Here is a 22769-nt window from a genome sequence, read left to right as displayed (position 1 = left end):
TTTCCTTGCTCACGCGTTGAATCAGCGGTTATTTGTTCATAACTGTTGTCCGCAAAAAGTCATTCATAAATTTCCCGTTCGGATCATATTGACGGAGGAGTCGTTGAAAGTCATGAATTTTCTCGAAACGAGGGTAAATTTGAGCGGATGACATAGTGAACAGCTTCCCCCAGTGGGGGCGCACTTGGAACGGCTCTAGACGTTGCTCGATGACCGGGAGCAATTGGCGAACGGCTTCCCAGTCGGGCTTCCATGTAAAATGAAACGCCACTACGTCCTGCTGATAGCTCGGGCTCATCCAGAGATCATCGGCGGCAACTGTCCGTATCTCCGAAATGTAAAGATGAGGCGCTATCGCCTCGCGCATGCCGTTAAGCGCACATAAAGCTTGGTACGCGTGCTGCCGCGGCACGAAATACTCGCTTTGTAGTTCCTCCCCCGCACTAGGGGTAAAATCCATCCGAAAATGCGGCATCCGCTCGTGCCAAGGGCCCGAGACGCCCATTTGCTCACTGCAATTCTCCGCCGTATGCCCAGGGACAGGGTGTCGATGCTGATCAGCCAGGCGCGCCCTGAAAAAAACAGGCTCCACTGGAGGGAGTTCCGAGGTTGGATCCGCTATTTTTTGCTTGAGCCAGACTTGGTTGAACGCGGCAGCGTTCCAGTCTGTGAACAGGCTGACACTGTAGGCGCTGGCGAAAATCTCGTCAAAATGCGCCTCAAGCTGTGCGAGAGGCAGGTGATCATACACGTGCTGGCGCATATGGAAAGTCGGCACCACATCGAGCGTGATTTTCGTGACGACACCTAATCCGCCAAGATGAACGGCTGCGCCAGCCACATCAGCCTCAGGCTGATCGCGTGAAAATGCGGAGATGTTCCCATCCGCTTTGACGATCTCTATCGCGTGAACAGCAGTCGCGAGATTGCCGTTGCGGTCGCCGGAACCATGCGTGGCCGTGGCGATTGCACCAGCTACCGTGATGTGCGGCAGCGAAGCCAAATTATGCAGCGCATACCCCTGCGCATGAAGGTACTGACCCAGCTCGCCGTAGCGGATGCCGCCTTCAACCGTGACCCGATGGTTCACGCGGTCCAAAGCGATCACGCGATTGAGCTTCGCCAGAGAGAGCAAGCTCTCTTGGGAATCGGCAATGCCATTGAACGAGTGACGCGTGCCAAGCACTTTAAGTTGGGAACGGCTGGCGACGAGTTCTTGTAGATGTTCCAAACTAGTTGGGATATGTATATCTGAAGTGCTATATCTGTAATTGCCTGCCCAGTTGCGATCATTTGGCATGAAGACACACTCCTTGTTCATGTACGTAGTATGTTCACCCATTCGCTGCTTGAGGACGAAAATCCTTGTTACTGCTTCTACTGATTTTCCTGCTAGGATTCCAGAAACATGATCAGGGATGGAAAGGAATAAGCACTTATGCCTCTACTTACGAGAGGCTGTACAACTTTAGAGCGGTCAACCCCCGCTATTTCGCCCAAGACTAGTTAGTTTTCCGAAATAAGGGTGGTTAACCACCCTTAACTGTTTGTTAACCCAGTCAATCGGCGCAAAAATGCAACTTTAGAAGCGGTTAACCACTGCTATTTCGCCCAAAACCAGCTAGTTTTTCGTAATAAGAGTGGTTGACCACTCTTATTTGCATCAGCTTATCTAAATTCTGCGCACACACCCAACACAGAGACCCACGCCCCCTAACCCCCGGTTAAATCTGGGTTGCTTACTTGCGGTACAACGCGTATCCCGGATTCTCCGGCACGTCGATGGCGATGATGCGCATGCCCTGAGCGCTGTCTCCCAGCAGGTGAAGAATTTCCCCATCACCTGCAGCTTGCGCCACGGCAAAATCCTTGTGCGACAAGGATTTACGCCCTTGGCCTTGCTCTTGCCCCTGCCCTTGCTCTTGCCCAAGCCCTGCGGCCAGCCCCGCCGCCCCCACAACCCCCGTGCCCGCGCCGCGGATCACGAGGAACGCCAGCCTGCGGCCTGGCTGCAAACCATAGCTGAACGCTGCGCCAGGCTCAAGCTGCCAATCGTACAGTCGCACATCAGCGTCCAGCTGAATTGGCGCGCCTGCGCCGATTACCGTTTTCGCGGTAGCGCCCACCGTTTGGCTGATGGGGAACAGCTCATGCTCATACTGGTGATAGGTCGCAGGCTTCTTAACCGTCTCGCTCAAATGAGGCTCGAACCAGATCTGCATAGCCTCGCTGCCCGCTCGGCGGAACGCCTCCGCGTGGTACACGCCAGAGCCTGCCTGAATAACTTGGGCGCCGCCGTTCGTTACGGTTTCCAGCGAGCCAAGGGAATCGCGGTGCTCCACGAGACCGTCGATCACATAGGTGACGATCTCGAACGCTTTATGCGGGTGCATGCCAATTTCCGAAACATCGGACGCTTTGCCCCAAGCCCAGTAGAAGAGGGGACCGACCCGATCTACAGCTGTCTTTTCGCCAGGGAAGCTGATGGCGCGTTGCTCGACGAATTTGCCGCCATCAAAAGCGCCTGAACCTTGCTCACTCACCGGATAAATGTGTATGCTCATGGGATCACTCCTAAACTAACTATTTTTTAATCACTTACTTTATGTAAGTATTATACTGCGCCCGAACCTTCCTGTCAAAAAATAAGTTCCCCGCCTCGCATGTACCAGTTGACTTCGTCCACACCGCAGCACTACAATTTATAGTGTAAAAGCATATCCTTCCGATGCGAGTTTTGAAGCTTCAAATCTGCGCTTCGCTTGTATGGGCTCTTCAAAACTTTTAGGAGTGTGGCTACGGATGAAAATGCACAATTTTAAATTGAAGGAAAGCGGTTTGAACCGCTTCTTCGGTCCGCTAGAGTCCAAAATTATGGAGATTCTATGGACCAGCTCCTCAGATATGACGATCAAAGACGTTCAACAGAAGCTGGACGAGGACAAAGCGATCAACTTCAACACTGTCATGACCGTCATGAATCGTCTGGTGGAGAAAGGCTTTTTACAAAAGCAATCGGTGGCTAGATCGTTTCATTACAAACCTGTGATGACGATGGACGCGTTCATGGAAACGCAATCCAAAGAGCTGACGTTTGACCTCATTGAACAATTCGGCTCCTTGGCGGTCACCCATATGGTGGATGCGCTCGATAAAGTGGATCCTGAACTGCTAGACCAGTTGGAGCAGCACATACTAAATCTCAAAAAGGATCGATAACGATGACAGAATCGCGGATCAAGTGGCTGTATGCGGCTGTGTTAGGGATAGGAGGCACGATCGTTTGGCAAATGGGTGCCTTCCTGCTGGGACATCTCCTACATTGGAGGCCGTCTCATAATCTATTTGATTTGTGTATGATTTTATTTCGCTATCTCCATGTGCCTGGGCCTGTCCCGATGTTAGTGGTCAACGGTCTCATTCTGTATACGCTCGGGACGATGGCGTGGGTGCTGGTTAAGCATGGGCACGATGCGAGAAAAGCCAATAAGTTAGTGGCCAAACATGTGGATACCGCCCTATCCGCCGAGTTCGCGGAGCGCTATGGGTTGCAGGCGCATCAGGTGTGTATGCTCAACTACCGTGCTCCGCTTGCGATGACTGTGGGGCTCTGGAAGCCGCGGATCCTCGTGTCGTCGGGGCTTGTGGACATTTTGGAGACTAACGAGCTGCGAGCGGTCATGGAGCATGAGAAATGCCATGTGCAGCACCGCGATCCTGGGGCGATTTTCCTGCTGGCGCTGATCTCGAAGGCGATGCGGTATATCCCTATTTTTGAGTGGATGGCCCATAAATATCCCATGATGATTGAGCTCCGCGCAGATCGGTATGCGATCGACCAGATGGAGCAGTCTAAGGATTTAGGCAGTGCGCTGCTCAAACTGCTCCGGCAAGCTGGGAAGCCGCGCTTCCCATTGTCGCATGCTTCTTTTGCAGAGACGTCGATGAATGTGCGGATTCAACATATTTTGGATCCAGAGCAGGGGGTTCAGCTGCGTTGGCCGCTCGTCCGACTGGCGATCTCGGTGCTCGCGTTTATACTTGTAATGGGGCTTATGTGAATAAGCCCTTTTGGCATGTCTATGAAAAACACAATTGAGCACTGTTCTGGAATAAAATCCCAGAGTTACCCGTATGATTTTGAGTGGGAAATTTTGAGGTTTTACGAGGAGGACATGGTGATGGGCAAAAAGAGAGTGGTCATTATCGGGGCAGGCATTGCCGGATTGACTTTAGCGTATGCCTTTGAGCGCAGCGGACAGTTTGATTACAAAATCGTAATGTCCAACGATGCGGAGGATATACGACACGGCCGCATTCTATCGACGCAGGTGCATTTTGATCGCTTTTTGCACAATGAGACACGCTTTCAGATTGCGGACTACGGGGCCGTCAATGAAATCAAACGGCTTGAATTGCGCATAAACGGACAACGCATGTTCGAAGGGAATGTGCATGCCAGAGCAGTCAGTCAAGACCAACGCTTGTATTTATCATCACTGATCGATGGGCTTAGGGCACGGGGGGCCGATATCCAGAAGACGCGTCTGGACAGCCGTGATTTGGTCGATCTGGCGAACGAATGTGATCTTATCGTGGATTGTACGGGTAAAAGAGGGCCGCTGGCGTCATTTCCTACATACGAAGAACTTCAACATCTCCCATCATCCCCGCAAAGAATTCTGACTGGCGCCATGTTCGAAGGAATCGATTCCGATGACGTTCACAGGATGGGATTTAACATCATTCCAGGGCAAGGAGAGATGTTTGAAATCGGTACTATCTCGAAGCACGGCCCAGCGTGCGCACTGTTGCTGGAGGCAGTACCCGGCGGTGAGCTGGATTGCATGAAAGGGAACCCGGAGCCGGATGTTTTCGTTAAGGAATTTCTTGATATTCTGCGGGGGTATTTTCCCACGATTTATGAAAGAATTAATTTGGATGCATTCCATCTTGTCGATCCGTTATCTTATCTGCGTCTGGCTATACAGCCGAAGGTTCGTATCCCCTATACGACGGTTAACGGAACGCTTGTGATCGGTTGCGGGGACAGCGTCACGTTAAACGACCCAATTACAGGCCAGGGGGCAAATGCGGCTTCCTACTGTGCCGGCGCCCTATATGAAATACTATCCAGCCGAGCAGATCAACCATGGGATACCGCTGTCGGTGAGCAATACTGGAATGTGACAAAAGAATATATAACGAAAATGTCGGAGTGGACCAATGCGATGATGGGACCACCTTCGGAAGGATTTTCTGCATGGCTGGAGAAGGCCTCCAAAAGTCAGGAAGGCGCCGATGCGTTTGTCAATTTATTCTTTAATCCGATACAAGCGTATCATGCGTATTTTTCAATTCCTGAATGAGCGGCACGTGAGGATGGGGTAATAGTTAGGCAACGAAGGGCATCCTGAGGGTGCTCTTTTTGTCGATAACGCCAGTGTAGAAAAGAATTGACAATTGCGCCCTGCGAAACTACACTTTGTAGTGTAACTATTTTCTGGGACAAAAGGGGAGAGAATAGCATGGACTACATCATGAAAAATTTGCATTTTATATTTACACACGTTCCAATTGCACTTTTAATTTTCAGTTTTGTGTTTGATGTTGCAGCGCTTAGTTTCAAAAAGAAAGAGTGGCACTCCGCGGGCATGCTTTGCCTCGTTGTGGGTGCGCTGGGCGCGGTCGGGAGCGTGCTGACAGGGCCCGAATCACGAAATACCCTTCTCAGCTCGCATGAGTTTTATGCGAAACTGACGATGGTCGTCTCAATCGTCTTAGCTGTCGTTCGCGTGGGCTTGCTCATCTGGAAAAAGCTCGAGCTAGGCCGCAATGTCATTTATCTAGTTGTGTCACTTGTGGTTGTTCTTCTCGTGAGCTACACGGGACACCTTGGCGGCAAAATGGTGCACCGCGATATGCAAGGAGGCCCTCCTGGCATGCAAGGTGGCCCTGGCGGTGGCGGCAACGGCCAGATGCAGGGCGGCCAGCGCCAAGGAGGCTCTGGTGCTGGTGGCCAGCAAAGGCAAGGTCAACAGCAGCAGGGTGGACAGGCATCCCCTGCGCCAGCTAAATAGTAAGATGGAGGTGTTCTTCAGCCGATGGCTGGGGACGCCTTTTTCATTTGAACAAACGAGCAGTTTGCTGTAACCTAGAAAGGAAAATAATGGAGGTGTAAGGTGAACGGATTGATCGGATTGGCGTTATCGGGAGGCGGGTTTCGGGCATCCTTGTTTCATCTTGGTGTCATGGCCCGGCTGGCCGATGAGGGGTTATTAAAGCATGTAGGCGTGATCTCGACGGTGTCCGGCGGATCGATTATCGGGGCGTTTTATTATCAAAGGTTGTGTGAAGCACTTCGAAATGATAGACGTCTAAGTGACCAGGATTACCGCGAACTAATCGAACGGCTGATCGTGGAATTTATAGCTGTCGTTCAGGACGATATGCGGGATCGCGTGTTGTACAGGGCGGGAAGCTCCAGGTTGATACCGAAGCCGGTTGTACAGGGTTTGACGTCGATCGGAGTCGGGGAGAGCGATGTGGATTCCAAGCTTGAACTCGTGTTGAGGAAGCTTATGTTCAAGTCTGCTATGATGAGCGAACTGATGGAACCTCCTGCTCATTCGGCGAATGTGAAGGCGGAACTCATTCTGAATACGTCCATTTTGGAAAATGGGAAACTGCTATTTATATCGACAAATTCAGCCAGTACGTTATGGGAAGAAAATGAGCGCAACCATGGTATTCGGGCAGAAGACGTGATTTCTTTGCCGATCGCAAAGGCAGTGGCGGCTTCTGCTTGCGTACCTGGGCTTTTTAACCCAATCAGGATCACGGTTCGTGATAAAGTGGTACATGGCGTGGATGGCGGGGTATTGGATAATATTGGCGGCCATGCCATTCTGTCGCTTGGGCAAGAGAGGATGCAGATTCTGCTTAGTGATGCCTCCAAGCCGCTTTGTACCGAGCGTTATGAAGAGGTGAATTCCGTAGAATCGTTCTTCAGGATTCAAGACATTTTCATGGATGCGATTCGGGAGCTGCGTTTGCAGGACACAGATGCTGATCTTATTCACATGAGGCATGATATTCCCGGCATTGATTCCAAGGCGCGGGAGCTGGCGATGAATATGAGAACCGACTTGAATTCATTCTCGGAGGTCGAGGCTTATTCCCTGATGTATACCGGCTACTGTGCATGCGATCAGGAGATGTCAAAGCTTCGAAAACATGACAAGGGCTGGCAGGAATCGGTGGAGAAGTCCGTGAAAGATTGGGTATTCATGCAAGTGCGTCCCTTTATGGAGAACCCGACGCCAGCATATTTGGCGCTTATGGGCCAAAAGACAAAAACACGGCTTCCTAAATCGAACCTAACTTGGAACCGTGTACTTAGTTTTGGTTACGTACTGCTTTATCTTGCACTTTTTGTCTACATAGGGGTCGAGCAGGATTTTTACAAAGCGATTTGGTATGTCGGGTTGATTCCGCTTATTATTGCGGCGCTAGGGGGCCTACTGTTGCTTCGCCGGATTACGAAACGCAAAAGTAAGGGTACGGTTGCTGCGTTGCATAAACTTTAGTCAATCCATAATGCATAAGCCTTCACTCGCAACCTATGACTTTGTGCGGTCTTAGGTCATCACCCAGCAGCTCTTATCATTTGGCATGGAAGAGAAAAATAACCATCCAGATAAATAGCATAAAAAGGCTGTAACTATCTCATGCTAGCAGGTGTATTTACTATGCTCAGAGGAGGTAGTTCCCGATCATGTCCAAACATGACTCCAGTTTACAGTCTCAGAATCCGATCTCATCTGCACAGAATTCTGTTGAAAATGTGCACCGAGCCGTCAACCATGCCCTGTCTCACCCTACCGCGCAAACCACAGAAGAGGCTCACAATGCTATTGAGAAAGCCGAAAATTCGGTAGCTCAGGCATGCATTCAATCTCACAGTCCGGCGGTACAACAAGCCGCAGATTCGTTAGATCAAGAGATAGAGCGGCTTAATACGCTCAACACGTTCGACTAGCATAAACAACCCCGAGACCTGCAGGGATGCAGTCCCGGGGTTGTTCTTTTTACTTCAATTCTAGCTCCTCCAACGTGTACTTATGGTCCCATAAGAAGACGATGTCATACTGTGTCGAGTCGCGCTTTGTGAACCTGGCAATGCCCGCAATCACCCCGCCCGTAATCGCACCAAAAGCCGCAATCCATCCCATTAATGCAAATACTTGATCGACCATCTACAACCACTCCTCCAAAGAGAGATGAACGCCTATTTCATCCATATGCAAGGAGTTTGTGAAACATGTGTGACAGCTGGCGTGGATTCCGACAGTTCCGTTATAGTCTTTTTCTCCGATTGACACGTTCGGAAGAGGGATGGTAAGATCACCGTGTAAGGTTTTGAATGACATCTTTTGGCAATAACGAAGGAGCTGCACACAGGTGCAAGCATCCACCAATTACACAAACACGAAGGAGGGTTTCGCAATGAATGTTATGGTACTGGATATGAACACACGTCATCGATGGACACGAGTCCTACCTAACTTCATAGACCGTAACCCGCTGGTCGATACGAGCGTCTAACTAGGCATGCTCGGCTGCTAGCACCCCTTCACATACGAAAGTTCAATGAAGCGCGGGTTACGATGTTTGATCGTAACGAGCGCTTTTCTATGTTCATAGAAGGCATATCGCTGCGTGCGGTATGTCTTTTTGCGTCTTTGGGGCTTCCATTTGAAAGGAGTGAGCTTGATTCATGTTTACCGTATTAAAGAAATTGTCTTGGTTTTTCCGAATGAACTGGAAACGCTATACACTCGCGATCGTGCTGCTGAACATCGTTGGCTTTATCGACGTCTTGCCGCCGAAGCTGATCGGCTATGCGATTGATGGCATACACACAGGCACCTTAACGGGTTCCAAATTGGCACAATTACTCACCTTCTGGGGCGTGCTCATCGTGGCTAGCTACGGGCTCTCCTACGTGTGGCTGTACCAGCTGTTTGGCGGCGCCTTCGTGCTGGAGCGCGTACTGCGCTTCCGCATTATGCGGCAGCTGCTGCGAATGACGCCGACCTTCTATGAGCGCAACCGCACAGGGGATCTGATGGCCCGGGCCACGAATGACCTGCAGGCGGTGTCTACGACAGCGGGCTTTGGGATTTTGACCTTCGTCGACTCGACGCTATTCATGTTGACGATCTTAGCAATGATGGGCTTTTTCATCTCCTGGAAGCTGACCTTGGCCTCGATTTTGCCGCTGCCGTTCATGGCGATCGCGATTACCATCTACGGGGGGCGCATCCACGAACGATTCATGCTCGCGCAGAACGCATTCGGACAAATGAATGACCGCGTGCTGGAAACAATTGCAGGAGTACGAGTCATTCGGGCTTTCGTGCAGGAGAAGGCAAGTGAACATAACTTCGCCGAGATGACAAACGACGTTTACCGCAAAAACATCGCCGTCGCCGTTATCGACGCCCTTTTTGAACCAACGGTCAAAATTCTCGTCGGCATTTCGTATCTCATCGGACTTTGTTATGGCGGATACCTCGTTTTCCACAGTGAATTGACGCTGGGCGAGCTCGTTTCCTTCAATACCTTCCTAGGTATGCTCATCTGGCCGATGTTTGCGATTGGCGAGTTAATGAACATTATGCAACGCGGGAACGCTTCACTCGATCGGGTGAACGAAACACTGGGCTACAAGCCCGATGTCCAAGAGGCACCGAATGCTGCAACCGAACTGCGACCTGATGCCATTCATTTTAAAAGTGTCACTTTCCGCTATCCGTCCTCATCCATTGATAATTTGGTCCACATATCGCTGCGCTTGGAGCGCGGGCAAACGCTTGGCATCGTCGGCCGAACGGGAAGCGGCAAAACAACGCTGCTCAAGCAGCTGCTGCGCGAGTACCCGACAGGGCAAGGTGCCATTACGATCGGGTCGACCCCGATTGAGAAGATTGCCATCGATACGCTGCACAGTTGGATCGGCTATGTGCCGCAGGAGCCGATTCTCTTCTCCCGCACCGTGCGAGAGAACATCATGTTCGGCAACGCGGATGGCACCGAGGCGGAGCTGCTGCGGGCGCTTGATTTGGCGGCTTTCCGAAAGGACGTCGAGTTCCTCCCGGAAGGACTGCAAACGCTCGTCGGGGAAAAAGGCGTGGCGCTATCCGGTGGTCAGAAGCAGCGCGTATCCATCGCGCGTGCGCTGTATGTCGATCCAGAGATTCTTCTGCTGGATGACGCGCTTTCGGCGGTCGATGCGAAGACGGAGGCTGAGATCATTCGTGGCATTCGCTCTGAGCGCGCAGGCAAAACAACGCTCATCACCACGCACCGCCTCTCGGCCGTGCAGCATGCGGACTGGATCGTCGTGCTCGATGAAGGTTACATCGTGCAAGAAGGCACCCATGAGCAGCTGCTAGCGCAAGGCGGTTGGTATAAAGAACAGTACGACAGACAGCAACTCGAAGAACAGACGGTTTAGGACCATTTTAAATAAGACAGAATCAAAAAGGCGGTGAACTTCCTTCATGAAACAAACAGGCAAACGGTTATTCCTCTATGCTGCCAAATTTAAGCGCACCTTGCTGCTCGCACTCCTCTTCCTCTCCTTCGCTGTAGCGACGGAACTGGCGGGACCTTTTATCGCGAAACAGATGATCGACACGCATATTCTAGGGATTGAGAAGCCATGGTACGAAACCCAATCGGCGACGAAGACGTCAAAGGCTGTGGCGTTCGAGCAAACCTTCTACAAACGGAGTGATAACTTCGAGGAAGGGGAGCCGAAGGGCAAAGAGGTTCGGATTTTACAAGTAGGAAGCCAATTCGTCTGGTTGAATCAGGCGCTGCCATGGGATGGCGTCCGCACATTGACCGATGACAGCAAGCTTCGCGTAACGCAAGGGAATGAGCAGGCGGAATATGCTGTGCAGAAGCTGGGCGTGCAGGAGTTGTACAGCTTTTATCAGCCTCAGTTCGCGGATTTAATGAGCCTTGCAGGGTTCTATGTGATCTTGATTTTTATCGGAGCTGGCTTCACCTACGGGCAGAAATATTTGCTGCAAACCGCAGCCAATCGGATTATTCAGCGCATGCGCACCGACGTGTTCGCCCAAATCCAGCGGCTGCCGATCAACTATTTTGACAATCAGCCAGCAGGTAAAATTGTATCCCGCATCACCAACGACACCGAATCTATTCGGGACTTGTATGTGCAGGTGTTGGCGAACTTTTTTACAGGCACCGTCTATATTGTCGGCATTATCGTGGCTATTTTCATACTGGACTATCGCTTGGCGCTCTTCACGTTGCCCATCATTCCGCTGCTCCTTGCGTGGATTCTGGTGTATCGGAAGTATGCGTCGACCATTAATCATGAAATCCGCGAGCGCATCAGTGCCATCAACGGCATGATCAATGAGGCGATTCAGGGGATGGCGATTATTCGAGCTTTTCGTAGGCAAAAGGAGACGGCAGCTGAGTTCGAGCAGCTCAATGACGCGTATACGCGCTATCAAAATAAGTTGCTCAGCCTGAATTCGCTCACCTCTCACAATCTGATGAATGTGGTGCGGAACCTGTTCTTCTTCGGCCTCATTTGGTATGTCGGCGGCAGTGCGCTGAATGCTGTGATCACGGTGGGCGTACTTTACGCCTTCGTGGATTATTTGAATCGGATGTTCCATCCAATGGTGGGGATCGTCAATCAGCTGCCGAATTTGGAGCGAGCGTTGGTGTCGGCGGACCGTGTTTTTGAGTTGTTGGATGAAAAAGGGACAGACGTTGTTGCGGCCAAAACGGCTCGCTACAAGGGCAACGTGAGCTTCGAGCACGTTCGCTTCGCCTACAAAGAAGGGGAAGATGTGCTGAAGGACATCTCCTTCCAGGCAGGGCAAGGGCAGACCGTTGCTCTAGTCGGGCATACAGGGTCAGGCAAAAGCTCGATCCTGAACCTTCTCTTCCGCTTCTATGAGGTCAGCGAGGGCCGAATCACGATCGACGGCCGCGACATTCGCGACCTGTCGAGGCAACAGCTTCGTCAGCACATGGGCATCGTGCTGCAAGATCCGTTCCTGTTCACGGGGACGATTGCGTCCAATGTTTCGTTGGACGATCCGTCCATTACCCGTGAACGGGTAGAAGCTGCGCTGCGCGACGTCGGCGCGGCGGAGATGCTTGGCGCGCTGCCGCGCGGTCTCGATGAGCCCGTCATCGAGAAGGGCAGCACGCTGTCTGCGGGGCAGCGACAGCTCATTTCCTTCGCCCGGGCGCTGGCGTTCGACCCGGCGATCTTGATCCTCGATGAGGCGACGGCCTCCATCGACACGGAAACCGAGGCCGTCATTCAGGCCGCGCTCGATGTGTTGAAGAAGGGGCGGACCACCTTCATCATTGCGCACAGGCTGTCGACGATTCGCAGCGCCGACCTCATTCTTGTACTCGACCACGGCGAGATCGTCGAGCGAGGTAATCACGAGGAGCTCATGGCGCTCCACGGGCGGTACTACCAGATGTACCAGCTGCAGGCTGGACATCGGGAGATTGCCGCGGCCGGCGAGGCCGAGGTGCCGAGCGGGTTGTAGGGTTTAAAAGGAGCTGTGGAATAAAAACCTTGCACCTTACGTAGTGTCATGAGTTAAAATGAACGTAATGTTGGATGAAATGATTGAAGAGAGGAACATGTGTATGCAACCGATGTCTGGGAATGCGGCTCCGCTATCGGAGCCGGAGATGGTCAAGCTCAAGAAGAGCGTGCCGTGGATATACTTTGTGTTGTTCTTTGCGGTGTTGAACGAGTCGATGTTCGGGGTGTCTACGCCAAGTATCATGGCCCAGCACCACCTAAGCACGACGGCTGTTAGCTGGGTTGTGACGGTATTCTTCATCGTGATCGGTCTAGGAATGGTGGTGTTCGGCAGGCTGTCGGACATCTACAGTGTGAAGTCGCTCATTCTTACCGGGGTGGTGCTGTACAGCTTCGGTTCGATTCTAGGTTTCGCCCTGAACGTGTCCTACCCGGCTGTACTGGTAGCTCGTGCCTTGCAGGGAGCGGGGTGCGCGGCGATTCCGGCGCTGGTGTTCGTCATGGTCGCGCGATTTTTTACCGCTGAGGAACGGGGCAAAATGTTCGGAATGATCACGTCCATCGTGTCGTTCGCAATCGGCGTCGGCCCGGTGCTGGGCGGATTTATCGCGGGCTCGCTGCACTGGGCGTACTTGTTCCTCGTCCCGCTGCCGATCCTGCTGGCCATCCCCTATTTCCGCAACTATTTGCCTGAGGAACAGCGCCGGCCGGGGAGGCTGGATCTGATCGGCACGCTGCTTATGGGGACTATCATTACGCTGCTCGTGCTGTATACGACAGGCGACAACCTATGGCTCTTGGTCGGTTCGCTGGCCGCCTTGATCGTATTTGTGAGCTATATTCGGAAGGCGAAGGAGCCGTTCGTCGATCCTGCACTTTTCCAAAACAAGTTGTACCGATTTGGTCTCATCATCGGGTTTCTGACATTCGGTACGGTCATGGCGGCGATGTTCACGATGCCCTTGCTGCTCAGTAAGCTCTATGGCCTAAATGCCCGCATGATTGGTGTTATTATGTTTCCAGGTGCGCTTAGCGCGATGATTTTCGGCAGGGTAGGCGGGAATTTGACGGTCAAACGGGGGAGCCGCTTCGTGATGTACCTGGGCTTGTCACTGCTGGCATTCAGTCTCTTCTTGCAAGCCTTCTCCACCGGGCTGTCGGTGTGGTTGATCGGGGCATCACTGGTCTTTATGTATATTGGGTTCTCGTTCCTGCAGACGGCGCTTGCGGAAAGTGTGACACTCGTATTGCCTGGGCATCACATCGGCGTCGGGATGGGCTTCTTCAATATGGTATCGACGCTGGCTGGGGCGATTGTCACGGCAGTCGTGGCCAAAGTGTTGGATCTGCGTCTCGTTGAAATTCGGATTCACCCGCTGATTACCGATGAGAGAGCTTATGCATACAGCGGGTTGCTGCTGCTCACATTCTTGGTCGTCGTAGGCACGCTGCTCCTGTATGTCTTCACGCTTGGCAAAGCGGATCGTGTGGCCGCGACGACGAATTGAAGGCCTCTGTGCTGAACTGTACCTGTCGGTATCATCGACTCACAAGACTAACATGATTCGCACAGGAGGGGTAATGAAGGTATGGTGAGTGCTTCGTTATTAGGGTTGTTCGTGTTGTCAGCCTCGGTGCTGGTGGTAACGCCGGTGCCCTCGGTTCTGTATATTATGGCCCGGAGTATGGACCAGGGGAGAGCGGCGGGGCTGGAGTCTACGCTTGGGATGGCAGTCGGTGCTTCGATTCACGTGCTGGCCGCGGCGGTAGGGATTTCGGCGCTCTTGATGGCGTCGGCGCTGGCATTCAACGTAGTGAAATATTTAGGTGCAGCTTATTTATTTTATTTAGGTGTCAAAACGCTGTTTTTCTCGCGCGAGGGCGGAGAGAGCCAGAAGGAAGAGCGCCGGCCCAGAAGGCTGCGCACGATCTTCACGCAGTCGATCGTAATTGAAGTGCTCAACCCGAAGACGGCGCTGTTCTTCCTCGCCTTCCTTCCACAGTTCATCTCTCCGGATGCGGGGGCCGTCACGATGCAGTTCCTGCTGCTCGGGGTGATTTTCGTCACGATCGGGTTGCTAAGCGACAGTATGTACGTGCTGCTCGCCTCCAGCATCCGGCAGTGGTTCGACAAGAATAGCCGAGCTGGCGCTCGTATCCAGCGCTGGTTCGCCGGCGGAACGTACATTGCGATGGGCTTATACGCCGCGCTTGTTCATCCGGCAAGGAAATGAGATTGCGCGCGTGAGAGGAAATTTGACGGTTTTTCTTAAGGTATCTGTTAAGCTTTGTTGTTGTTTCGTTGAACAAACGGGCAGTAGAGCTTGGTAAAGTATAAGAAGGGGGGACTCAATTGAATGGATTGTTGAAAATAAGTAAAAAAACAAAGATAAGAACAACTGTTTTTTTGTTTGTACTAAGTATCATACTTTTTTACTTGGTAAATCTTTTTACAATTAGACCCGACAAACCATCTGGAAACGGAAATTTAGGAATAGTTCCAATTATATTGTCAATTCCCATTTTTATAGGTTTTAATATATTTTATTTTTTAGTATTTTATACTGCTTTACGGAGATTAAGTAATAAACTTAAAGCCTTAGTATTTATTGTTTGTTTACTAAGTTTAGGCATTCTCTTTCTTCTCGAGTTGAATTTGGTTAAGAATTTATTCGACTTATTAGGATCATTTGACGATCCCGATTCCAGAGTGTACCGTTATCCAATTTTAAACCAATACACCAACACTGTGTTCTTCAACAAATACACCTTTCTAGCTGCTGTGACGATAACTACTTTGATCGGAATTGTGGATCCAAGTAAAAAGATATAAGGGATTTAGCTAACGGAAGACGATAGTTAATGGGATCAAGGAGCCGCGAAAGCTGCTCCTTTTGTCATTAAGCTATTTGGCAGTTTACTTTAATGGTGTGTGTTAAAATGTGGATGGTTTCATTAGATTTAAGGGGGAACAATCTTGCGGCTAATAATGAAGTCTTTGCCATACCTCTTGGAGCTAGGCTACGAATTAGGATTTGGACCAAGCGTTTATGATACTATGGCAGAACTTATTCTTGCTTTCCGTGAGCCGGATCAGAATATTCTTTTCTTATATACAGACTGGGACAGAAAATTGGATCCACATAGGGACGAAATGATACAAAATGATGTCAAGTATTTCCATGCTGATGTTATCTATGACCCTGAACAAGCAATAAGTCGAAGAGTAAAGGAAATACTGTTGCATCATTACGCACCTAAGCTAGATCCCAACGATAATCAGACTTACATGGATGAACTTCTAACTCAATTCAGAGAAGCTGCCTATGAAGAACTCAATGAAGAACTGTTATTGAAGATTGGAACTGCCGTACACGATATGAATTCAGTGTATACTCTTAAAGACCAAAACGAGACGACTCAAGTTTTTGTGAACAGTCGTTTGATGTTCACCAACTCAACCTGGCTTTTAACATATGATCGCCCAGTAAACTTGAAAAACATCTTGTGGTATAAGGTCAGCACGAAAGAGGAAATTATTCAGTCATTCGAACTCACTGACTGGTGGTTTAAATGCGTGATACTAAATGCAGATACACCGGTCGAGGAATACAGCTTTTTTCTCAATTATACCGAAGAGCACGGTGATGATCATGACGGAATGGTCCTTTACATAACACCTGGATCGAATGATTATTTTAAAGAAGATGTTCTTCCTCGATTGCAGAACCTTTTAGTCGATAAGCTCGAAATCGTGCGCTAATCTAGCCGTTACAGACTGCGCGATGAACGAAACATACAGAAAAGAAAAAATCATTTGGCTAACGTAAGTACAATAGCCGCGCAGTCTGAAGATCCCTATTTTGCTGAAGTATCGGGCAGCATAGCGTAATATGGGTATAAATAATTTGTTAAAATATGGAACTTTAGGCGTGCGATACCGTCTAAATACATAGCAACATTGATGAGATGCTTATTCAAGAAATGGTGGTGGTGATTTGAGTGAGAAGAATTTCATTTATTATTTTTTTAATGATTATTTTTACTGGATGCTCAAATTCGAGTGAGGATAACATTGAGAAGCTATTAGAGAAAACACCATTCCCCAATTCATTTGAGGTACTTTATCAAGAAAAAGTGGACAATGGATTAATTGTCTTGTTTAAAGACGAATCGGGATTTCGCCATGCATTCTTCTCGAATAAAACAGAATACTGGAATATTAGTGGAAATGCCGATCTTAATCCAAAAGATGGATTCGTTTGGGGCATGACTAATGACCCTAAAATTCCAAAACTGACGTTCGCAGGGGTAATTACCGATGATAATATACAAAATGTGATGGTAAGACAAAAGACATTAAATCAACAAGCAAGAATGGTTTCAACAGATAAAGGTCGATTTTGGTTTACCATTTTCGATAATTTGGAAGAAGCCGCAGGACAATCAGACCCCCTCAAAATTGAGGCTATATCAGCTGGTGGCGATATAGTATGGAAAGATGGAGTATATAATGGAAAATACTATCATGGAAAAACCTAAAAAAATGATGTCGAAGAGAAAACAGATTTGGATTATATCCATCACGTCGTTGTTAGTGATTTATTTACTTTTCTTTCCCAATCTAACGGCAGAACTAGCGGTAAGGAAGCATTTATTCTTCTCTCTCCATCCAATAAAAGCCTTCAGTGTTCAAGTTGAGGGGAAAGGAAGCACTTCTTTTGGGGGAGCAAAATTATACTATGTTGATGAAATATCCAAATCATTTATTTGGGTGAAGAAAAATTGGTTGGGTTATCGTGTGATTACTGATGGAACTGGACCATGATTTATACGAACGCACTGAGGTCCAATGCCCATTGAACTAACGCGAAACGTTAGTGAAATAGCGGCTGTTTTGGCAGCCGTTTTTGTTTTTCCACGCTAACGGGCAGATTTGCTCAACTAAACGGATAGGATAGTACGAAAGGGATTACGGTTTTGAGCGAAGAATATGTTAAATTAGGAGGTGACTTATGAAGTTTGAACTTAACAAACAATTCGCAAGAAAAATAGGCATAATGCTTGAATCTAAACTTATTTGGTACAAACACTATTTCTTATTTTGTGATGAAGTAATTGAAAAGATGGAAAAGCCTCCGTTTTGGATTATAGAACTTGCAACAAAAAAATATATCGGGGACGCAGTGAAGATTGTAAACACCTATGCTTTTTCCGAGCCGTTCGAAACATTCCCAGATTCAATATATGATTTTTATCTAGGTTGTCTGTTTTTAAGGTATGAACGCAAGGAACTATCATGGGCATCTTTTTTGAAAGATTCTGGTGACTTTGCGGATGCAACTCAAGCGGTGAAACATGAATGTGAATATTTTTATTATATGCACAATGACTATGAAGACAGTGAATACTCAATTGAATTGGAAATTAAACAAGCGGAGATTATCAAAGAAGAGTTTAAGAATGAACTTCATGAGTTGAGAGGTCTTTATGCCTCATTTCTTGATTATTTTCGTAAGTATGTATCATCACAAAGCGACAGTTGAATAAAAGCAAAGTGAAATTCGTGTGCGTTGGTGACTTTGATGATTGAACTAACTGGGAACTATAGCTTAATACCGACTATAACCAGGCAGCCAATATCTTCTTATAAAAGGAGAGTGATGAATATAAAATGCCAAATTCTTAGGCGATCTGGTCCTTTTCACGCCCCTGCCGGACTCTGCCAATCAGATTCGAACGTGTATGTTGAAGGGAAAACAACCGAGTCTCAGCAAATAAATAGCTTGCAACGTATTGCCCGCCGCGTTAAAGATGGCTGCATAACCGGACACTATAGCTGAATCAAGGCTACCCAACGCTGCTGGCAGTCACTGCATATTTATTTTACAAGCAAGGAGCAGAAATCTTGTTAAATAAGAAATCTATCAACATTGTTGTATCTATTCTAATTTTATGTACAATTCTTCTGCTAATGTGGATCCGTCCATTCGGAGGTAATACCCATAAATCAGGGGAACAGGTTTCATCAGTAGCTGTTGAGAAGATCGACGAAGCTAAGAGCTTTTCCTTAGGGGAAGCACTGCGCCTTGGGTATGAAGAGGCGAGGAAGCACACGGAAGAGGAACCTTTACTTATTGACCTATCAAGCACGGATAGTAGTTCTGTCCCTCAGAAAAAAACCGATGGAATGGATGGAAAGAGAAACTCATGGAATATGACCTTTGGAACCAAAAGGGGAAGTATTCATATTTCTATTGAGATTAATAATGGTTTAATCTCTGTTCCTCAAATTGCAAATGACAACAACAATGGACTTCGAAAAGGAATGTATGCTCTCTCGGACATTCAAGTCGATTCTCCCCAGGTCATTCAGAAAGCAATTGAAATACTAGGTATCCGTCCTGGTGATCCTGCCATATCGGATGACTGGATCAAGGGATTTCATTTTAGTATCGCTCCATTTCAGACGAATCCAAGCAAACCATCCGACACGACATTGCTTCTAGAAGTTACGGGTATATCACCACATTCCCCCAATAGTAAAAATGAAAGTTTGAGAATGATTGTATACTTTAATGTTAAAACTGGAGAAATCTTTAACGCTAGCGAAATGATGGGTTATGACAAGGATGGAAGGACTACATGGAAGGCTATTGATCTAATACATTGAGATTGCTGATCACATAAATAAACATAATATATATGGGTAATACACTCTTCCATGGAGGATGAAGGAATGAAAAATACGTTATGGGTTACTTTTATTTTCGTACTCATTTTGGCGGGATGCACTCATGGAAATGAAGCTGTAATATCGGATGACAAAAAGACTCCCGAAGCTACAATTCAAAATGAGAACGTTCAGTTACAAGAACAGGTAATTCAACTTCAAACTCAATTACAGACTACTGAAAAGAAATTGAAGGATCTTCAAGACTCTTCAAAATCGCAACAACAAACTCCACAGCAGTTAGTGTTGAACCAATTCCCCAAATTGGCAGATTTTCTATCCCCCCAGAACTTTCAAAAAATTGAAATCGGAAGCAAAAAAGAAATTACTAATCCTGAAATTCTTAACTTAGCATCGAACATGATTGTTATAAAGCAGCAGGTTGAATTAGGCAGCCCCCCTCAACCTGATATTGAACCAGTCCACTATACCTTGACTACTGGAAAGGGTACGGTAATAGTGAATGTGATACAACAAGGCATTGTCTCTTTCAATGATCTATATCCGGGCATATATTTTGCCGTGGATAATAATGCTTCTCAACTTGGAAAAGCATTTATGCAAAAGCCCTCTTACCTTGCGGGTGAGCCAATATTTTCGAAAATGATTAACAGTGGTCTTATGAGAATCGATGACAAAAACAATATTTATATCTTTGCAGCAGGAAAAATACGCAATGTTGTAATGGCATTCATCAATGCAGAAAAAAATGAGGGTTTGAAAATCAAGGATTCTTCAACAGCCATGCTGAAAATGACTTTCTATTATTATGGGGAAGAAATTATGCTCAACCTATTTAAAGGGAAAGCACAATTAAAGGATAATGACGGGGAAAAATGGTTCGATGTAAAAGAGCAAGATATTTCCCAAATCATCGCACAGCTTTCCGCGGGTTAGCACTTGGAGATGAAATAGTTGTAGGAGAGCTCTAACAGGTAACAATTAATAAGAACAGGGAGTAGATCTCCGCGATTGGCAGCTATTCCCTGTTTATTAGCGTAACTAGCAGATTTCTGAAGTGTCTGCAATCTGTTGAGTAAGCTTAAAGGCTTTCTCTTTATTGAAAAAAAATGGAACTTCTGAATGGAGATTACGTCTAATTTATTGTAGGTTAGAATTTCAAAAGGGCATGGTGATTCGAATTGAAACATTTATATTTATTTCTATGCATTTTTATATTGTTTCTATCGCTTCAGGCTTGTTCTAATGTATCGAAAGCAGATTTTGAGGCACTAAAAAAAGAGAATGTCGAATTGAAATTAAAGACAAATGAATTAGAGAAGCAAATACAAATTAACCAAGATAAAATAAAAGTAACTGAAGTTGATTTAAGCAAAGAAGAACTGATTAAAAGTTACAGTGTAATAATGAACTCAGGGGATATACCCGCAAAAGTTCTTTCGACAATGGTAGAAGAAAAAAGAAAGGAAATTGTCGTTTATGTTAAGGATCTTCCACTAAATGATGGTTTACTTAATAAATTAATCATTATTCGTAGTATGAATCAAACATTTCGAGATTACCCAGATTCATTATCTATTAGTATTTGGGATGATGAGGGGATGGCACTAAAATATATAAAAGGGGATTATGACAAAGAAGCTTCTTACACTGGATGGGAAGGATTTGATCATCGAAAAGCTCGTATTGATAAAGATGATAAGGGAATTCATATTAGTTATGGGTTGAGCCGCGACGATTTTGAACAGGTATCTTTTGGTTTGGAAAAATGGACCAATTAATACAAGGGAATTGATTATCGCTTTTCTTTTAATTTTTTTAGTTTAGGAATGAATGATAACGGAGAATGATAGTGAAATTGAGTAGACTGTCAGACGGTCTGTTTTATCGTTGAACTAACGTAGGAACGATAGTTGAATGAAAAAGCTTCCGGCAAAATCGGTAGCTTCACGTTGATGTAAAGAATTAAGAATTAGGATCATCAGCATTTTCTGTGAGGTGTGGAGTTTGCTTAATTGTCCTTATTGCAATATTTCCAATGATAACAGGCATGAAGTCATCATGAGCAATGAAAGTTGCACTTATACTTTACTTAAAGAACAAGAGATTAAAGGGGCTGGTATTATTGTCCCGAAAGAACATAGGGAAACTGTTTTTGACTTAACTCAAGATGAATGGAATGAAACATTTCAGTTACTACAAGAAGTTAAGCTGTATTTGGATCAGAATTACAAACCAGATGGCTACAATGTTGGATGGAATTGTGGTCATGTGGGAGGACAACACGTTTTTCATTCACATTTACATGTAATTCCTCGATATGCTGACGAATCAATGGCGGGAAAAGGGATTCGGTACTTATTTAAAAAGAATCAGAAAGTTGATTAAGCTATCTGAGAACGTTACTTCAATCAGGAGCACCCGCTGCCGCGCAATCTTAGATCTTACACAATTTTCATTTTACATATGTAAGTATTAGTATTTATGAGGAGGATAATGGTTTTATGGAAGAATGGGTTCCATATGAGAAAGTCAGAAATCACCCTCCTGATTTTAGAATTAGGTACCGATTTTATTCCGAAGATGAGGGCGGAAGAAAAAATCCTGTGTTTCAGGGTTTACGTTGTGATTTCGCATATGATGGAGACAACATTAAAGAGACGGGAATATTTGCTATTCATCCTGAATTTGAAGATGAATTCGGAAACATTGTTCTCTACAAAGATCTTCCAGTATCTAAACAGGGGACTGCAAGAATGTGGATATTATTCCCTGTGATGAGACGTGAAGTACATATTCATCGAATTAAAATAGGTGTCCTTGGCTATTTTATGGCGGGTTCCAGAAGGCTGGGACAAATCGAAGTAATTGAAATTCTTGGCCTGAACACGAACGCGCTAAGCTAACGGGAACGATAGTTCAATCCAAGGCTTTCGAAAGGACTGTTTGAGGTGGGTTGTATGGAGGAAAGAGCAGAGTTAGTTGAACTTGATTTAAGTAAAATTCAGACCAGTAATGATCTGCAAACGATTTTAAAAGAGACACTTGGCTTCCCGTCATTTTACGGTATGAATTGGGATGCCTTTTGGGATTCGATAACTGGATTGGTTGAGTTACCTAAAGTTATAAAAATAACTGGCTGGTCCATTTTAAAGAGAAATTTACCCTGTGATTCAACAATCTTGAAAGAATGTCTAGAAGATTTAAATTTAAAACACCCGAGCTGGTCATGCAATGTTCATTACATAGATTAAGCTATCGGGAAACGATAGTTCAATATCAATCAATAATTGGCTGCCGGGATATTAACCGGCAGCCTTATTTGTATTATGGGGCCAACAAAGGTGTTTTCGCCTAAAACATATGTACTATTCTTCGTTTCCAACATGCATAGTAAAATAACCCTTAATTGGCTGTAAGTCCTTAATTATTATAACTCTGGTATCAAAA

General features: G+C 46.9%; 23 protein-coding genes. 20 read left to right on the top strand and 3 right to left on the bottom strand.

Features of this window, described 5'->3' with window-relative positions; all coding sequences use genetic code 11:
- Positions 1-28: 28 nt before the first annotated feature.
- Together MJB10_RS25775 and MJB10_RS25770 are read right to left on the bottom strand one after the other, a co-directional pair.
- Complete coding sequence (locus MJB10_RS25775; RefSeq protein ID WP_314800022.1) at positions 29-1300, bottom strand: FAD-binding protein; 1272 nt, start codon at positions 1298-1300, stop codon at positions 29-31.
- A 439-nt stretch (positions 1301-1739) separates the two neighbouring features.
- A complete protein-coding gene (locus MJB10_RS25770) occupies positions 1740-2564 on the bottom strand; it encodes a pirin family protein (RefSeq protein WP_314800020.1) in 825 nt (274 codons plus the stop codon).
- Positions 2565-2802: 238 nt separating this feature from the next.
- On the opposite strand from MJB10_RS25770, the gene MJB10_RS25765 reads away from it, so the two are divergent.
- The 6 genes from MJB10_RS25765 to MJB10_RS25740 all read left to right on the top strand — a co-directional run bounded on the left by MJB10_RS25765 (position 2803) and on the right by MJB10_RS25740 (position 8041).
- Entirely contained in the window at positions 2803-3219 is a 417-nt protein-coding gene (locus tag MJB10_RS25765; RefSeq protein ID WP_314800018.1) for a BlaI/MecI/CopY family transcriptional regulator, read from the top strand.
- A gap of 2 nt (positions 3220-3221) precedes the next feature.
- The gene (locus MJB10_RS25760) at positions 3222-4061 is read left to right on the top strand and encodes a M56 family metallopeptidase (protein ID WP_314800016.1); all 840 of its coding nucleotides are present in this window, start codon (positions 3222-3224) and stop codon (positions 4059-4061) included.
- A gap of 120 nt (positions 4062-4181) precedes the next feature.
- Positions 4182-5369 (top strand): styrene monooxygenase/indole monooxygenase family protein, encoded by a 1188-nt coding sequence (locus tag MJB10_RS25755; RefSeq protein ID WP_314800014.1) that lies wholly within the window; start codon positions 4182-4184, stop codon positions 5367-5369.
- 159 nt (positions 5370-5528) lie between these two features.
- Positions 5529-6080 (top strand): DUF2231 domain-containing protein, encoded by a 552-nt coding sequence (locus tag MJB10_RS25750; RefSeq protein ID WP_314800013.1) that lies wholly within the window; start codon positions 5529-5531, stop codon positions 6078-6080.
- Positions 6081-6182: 102 nt separating this feature from the next.
- Positions 6183-7589: a patatin-like phospholipase family protein gene (locus tag MJB10_RS25745; protein ID WP_314800011.1), complete on the top strand. Its 1407-nt coding sequence runs from the start codon at positions 6183-6185 to the stop codon at positions 7587-7589.
- A 188-nt stretch (positions 7590-7777) separates the two neighbouring features.
- Complete coding sequence (locus tag MJB10_RS25740; RefSeq protein WP_314800009.1) at positions 7778-8041, top strand: hypothetical protein; 264 nt, start codon at positions 7778-7780, stop codon at positions 8039-8041.
- 49 nt (positions 8042-8090) lie between these two features.
- Here MJB10_RS25740 and MJB10_RS25735 read toward each other — a convergent pair whose 3' ends face one another.
- Positions 8091-8258: a hypothetical protein gene (locus MJB10_RS25735; protein ID WP_314800007.1), complete on the bottom strand. Its 168-nt coding sequence runs from the start codon at positions 8256-8258 to the stop codon at positions 8091-8093.
- Positions 8259-8779: 521 nt separating this feature from the next.
- Between MJB10_RS25735 and MJB10_RS25730 the strand changes: the two genes are divergently transcribed.
- From MJB10_RS25730 to MJB10_RS25665, 14 genes are all read left to right on the top strand, one after another.
- On the top strand, positions 8780-10522 hold the full coding sequence (locus MJB10_RS25730) for an ABC transporter ATP-binding protein (protein ID WP_314800006.1): 1743 nt from the start codon (positions 8780-8782) through the stop codon (positions 10520-10522).
- A gap of 46 nt (positions 10523-10568) precedes the next feature.
- Positions 10569-12623: an ABC transporter ATP-binding protein gene (locus MJB10_RS25725; protein ID WP_314800004.1), complete on the top strand. Its 2055-nt coding sequence runs from the start codon at positions 10569-10571 to the stop codon at positions 12621-12623.
- 58 nt (positions 12624-12681) lie between these two features.
- Complete coding sequence (locus MJB10_RS25720) at positions 12682-14133, top strand: MFS transporter (RefSeq protein WP_314800003.1); 1452 nt, start codon at positions 12682-12684, stop codon at positions 14131-14133.
- Between the two features lie 81 nt (positions 14134-14214).
- Positions 14215-14859, top strand: coding sequence for a LysE family translocator (locus MJB10_RS25715; RefSeq protein ID WP_314800001.1), 645 nt, complete (start codon positions 14215-14217; stop codon positions 14857-14859).
- 755 nt (positions 14860-15614) lie between these two features.
- A complete protein-coding gene (locus tag MJB10_RS25710; RefSeq protein ID WP_314799999.1) occupies positions 15615-16388 on the top strand; it encodes a hypothetical protein in 774 nt (257 codons plus the stop codon).
- 239 nt (positions 16389-16627) lie between these two features.
- Positions 16628-17167, top strand: a complete 540-nt coding sequence (locus MJB10_RS25705) for a hypothetical protein (protein ID WP_314799998.1) — start codon at positions 16628-16630, stop codon at positions 17165-17167.
- Positions 17154-17453, top strand: a complete 300-nt coding sequence (locus tag MJB10_RS25700; RefSeq protein ID WP_314799997.1) for a hypothetical protein — start codon at positions 17154-17156, stop codon at positions 17451-17453. The genes MJB10_RS25705 and MJB10_RS25700 overlap by 14 nt, the downstream gene beginning before the upstream one ends.
- 187 nt (positions 17454-17640) lie before the next feature.
- Entirely contained in the window at positions 17641-18171 is a 531-nt protein-coding gene (locus MJB10_RS25695; RefSeq protein WP_314799995.1) for a hypothetical protein, read from the top strand.
- A 362-nt stretch (positions 18172-18533) separates the two neighbouring features.
- Positions 18534-19298 (top strand): hypothetical protein, encoded by a 765-nt coding sequence (locus MJB10_RS25690; protein WP_314799993.1) that lies wholly within the window; start codon positions 18534-18536, stop codon positions 19296-19298.
- 66 nt (positions 19299-19364) lie between these two features.
- Positions 19365-20255, top strand: a complete 891-nt coding sequence (locus tag MJB10_RS25685; protein ID WP_314799991.1) for a hypothetical protein — start codon at positions 19365-19367, stop codon at positions 20253-20255.
- 356 nt (positions 20256-20611) lie between these two features.
- Positions 20612-21100 carry a hypothetical protein gene (locus tag MJB10_RS25680; RefSeq protein WP_314799989.1) on the top strand — a complete coding sequence of 163 codons (489 nt, stop codon included), beginning with the start codon at positions 20612-20614 and terminating at the stop codon, positions 21098-21100.
- 217 nt (positions 21101-21317) lie between these two features.
- Positions 21318-21707 (top strand): HIT family protein, encoded by a 390-nt coding sequence (locus tag MJB10_RS25675; protein WP_314799987.1) that lies wholly within the window; start codon positions 21318-21320, stop codon positions 21705-21707.
- Between the two features lie 116 nt (positions 21708-21823).
- The gene (locus MJB10_RS25670) at positions 21824-22225 is read left to right on the top strand and encodes a hypothetical protein (RefSeq protein ID WP_314799986.1); all 402 of its coding nucleotides are present in this window, start codon (positions 21824-21826) and stop codon (positions 22223-22225) included.
- A 54-nt stretch (positions 22226-22279) separates the two neighbouring features.
- On the top strand, positions 22280-22573 hold the full coding sequence (locus tag MJB10_RS25665; protein WP_314799983.1) for a barstar family protein: 294 nt from the start codon (positions 22280-22282) through the stop codon (positions 22571-22573).
- Positions 22574-22769 lie beyond the last annotated feature (196 nt).

The organism is Paenibacillus sp. MBLB1832, from assembly GCF_032271945.1.
In the GTDB taxonomy this organism is placed as follows: domain Bacteria; phylum Bacillota; class Bacilli; order Paenibacillales; family NBRC-103111; genus Paenibacillus_E; species Paenibacillus_E roseopurpureus.
The sequence above is the reverse complement of the archived record's forward strand: the minus strand, read 5'-3'. Positions and strand labels throughout refer to the sequence as shown.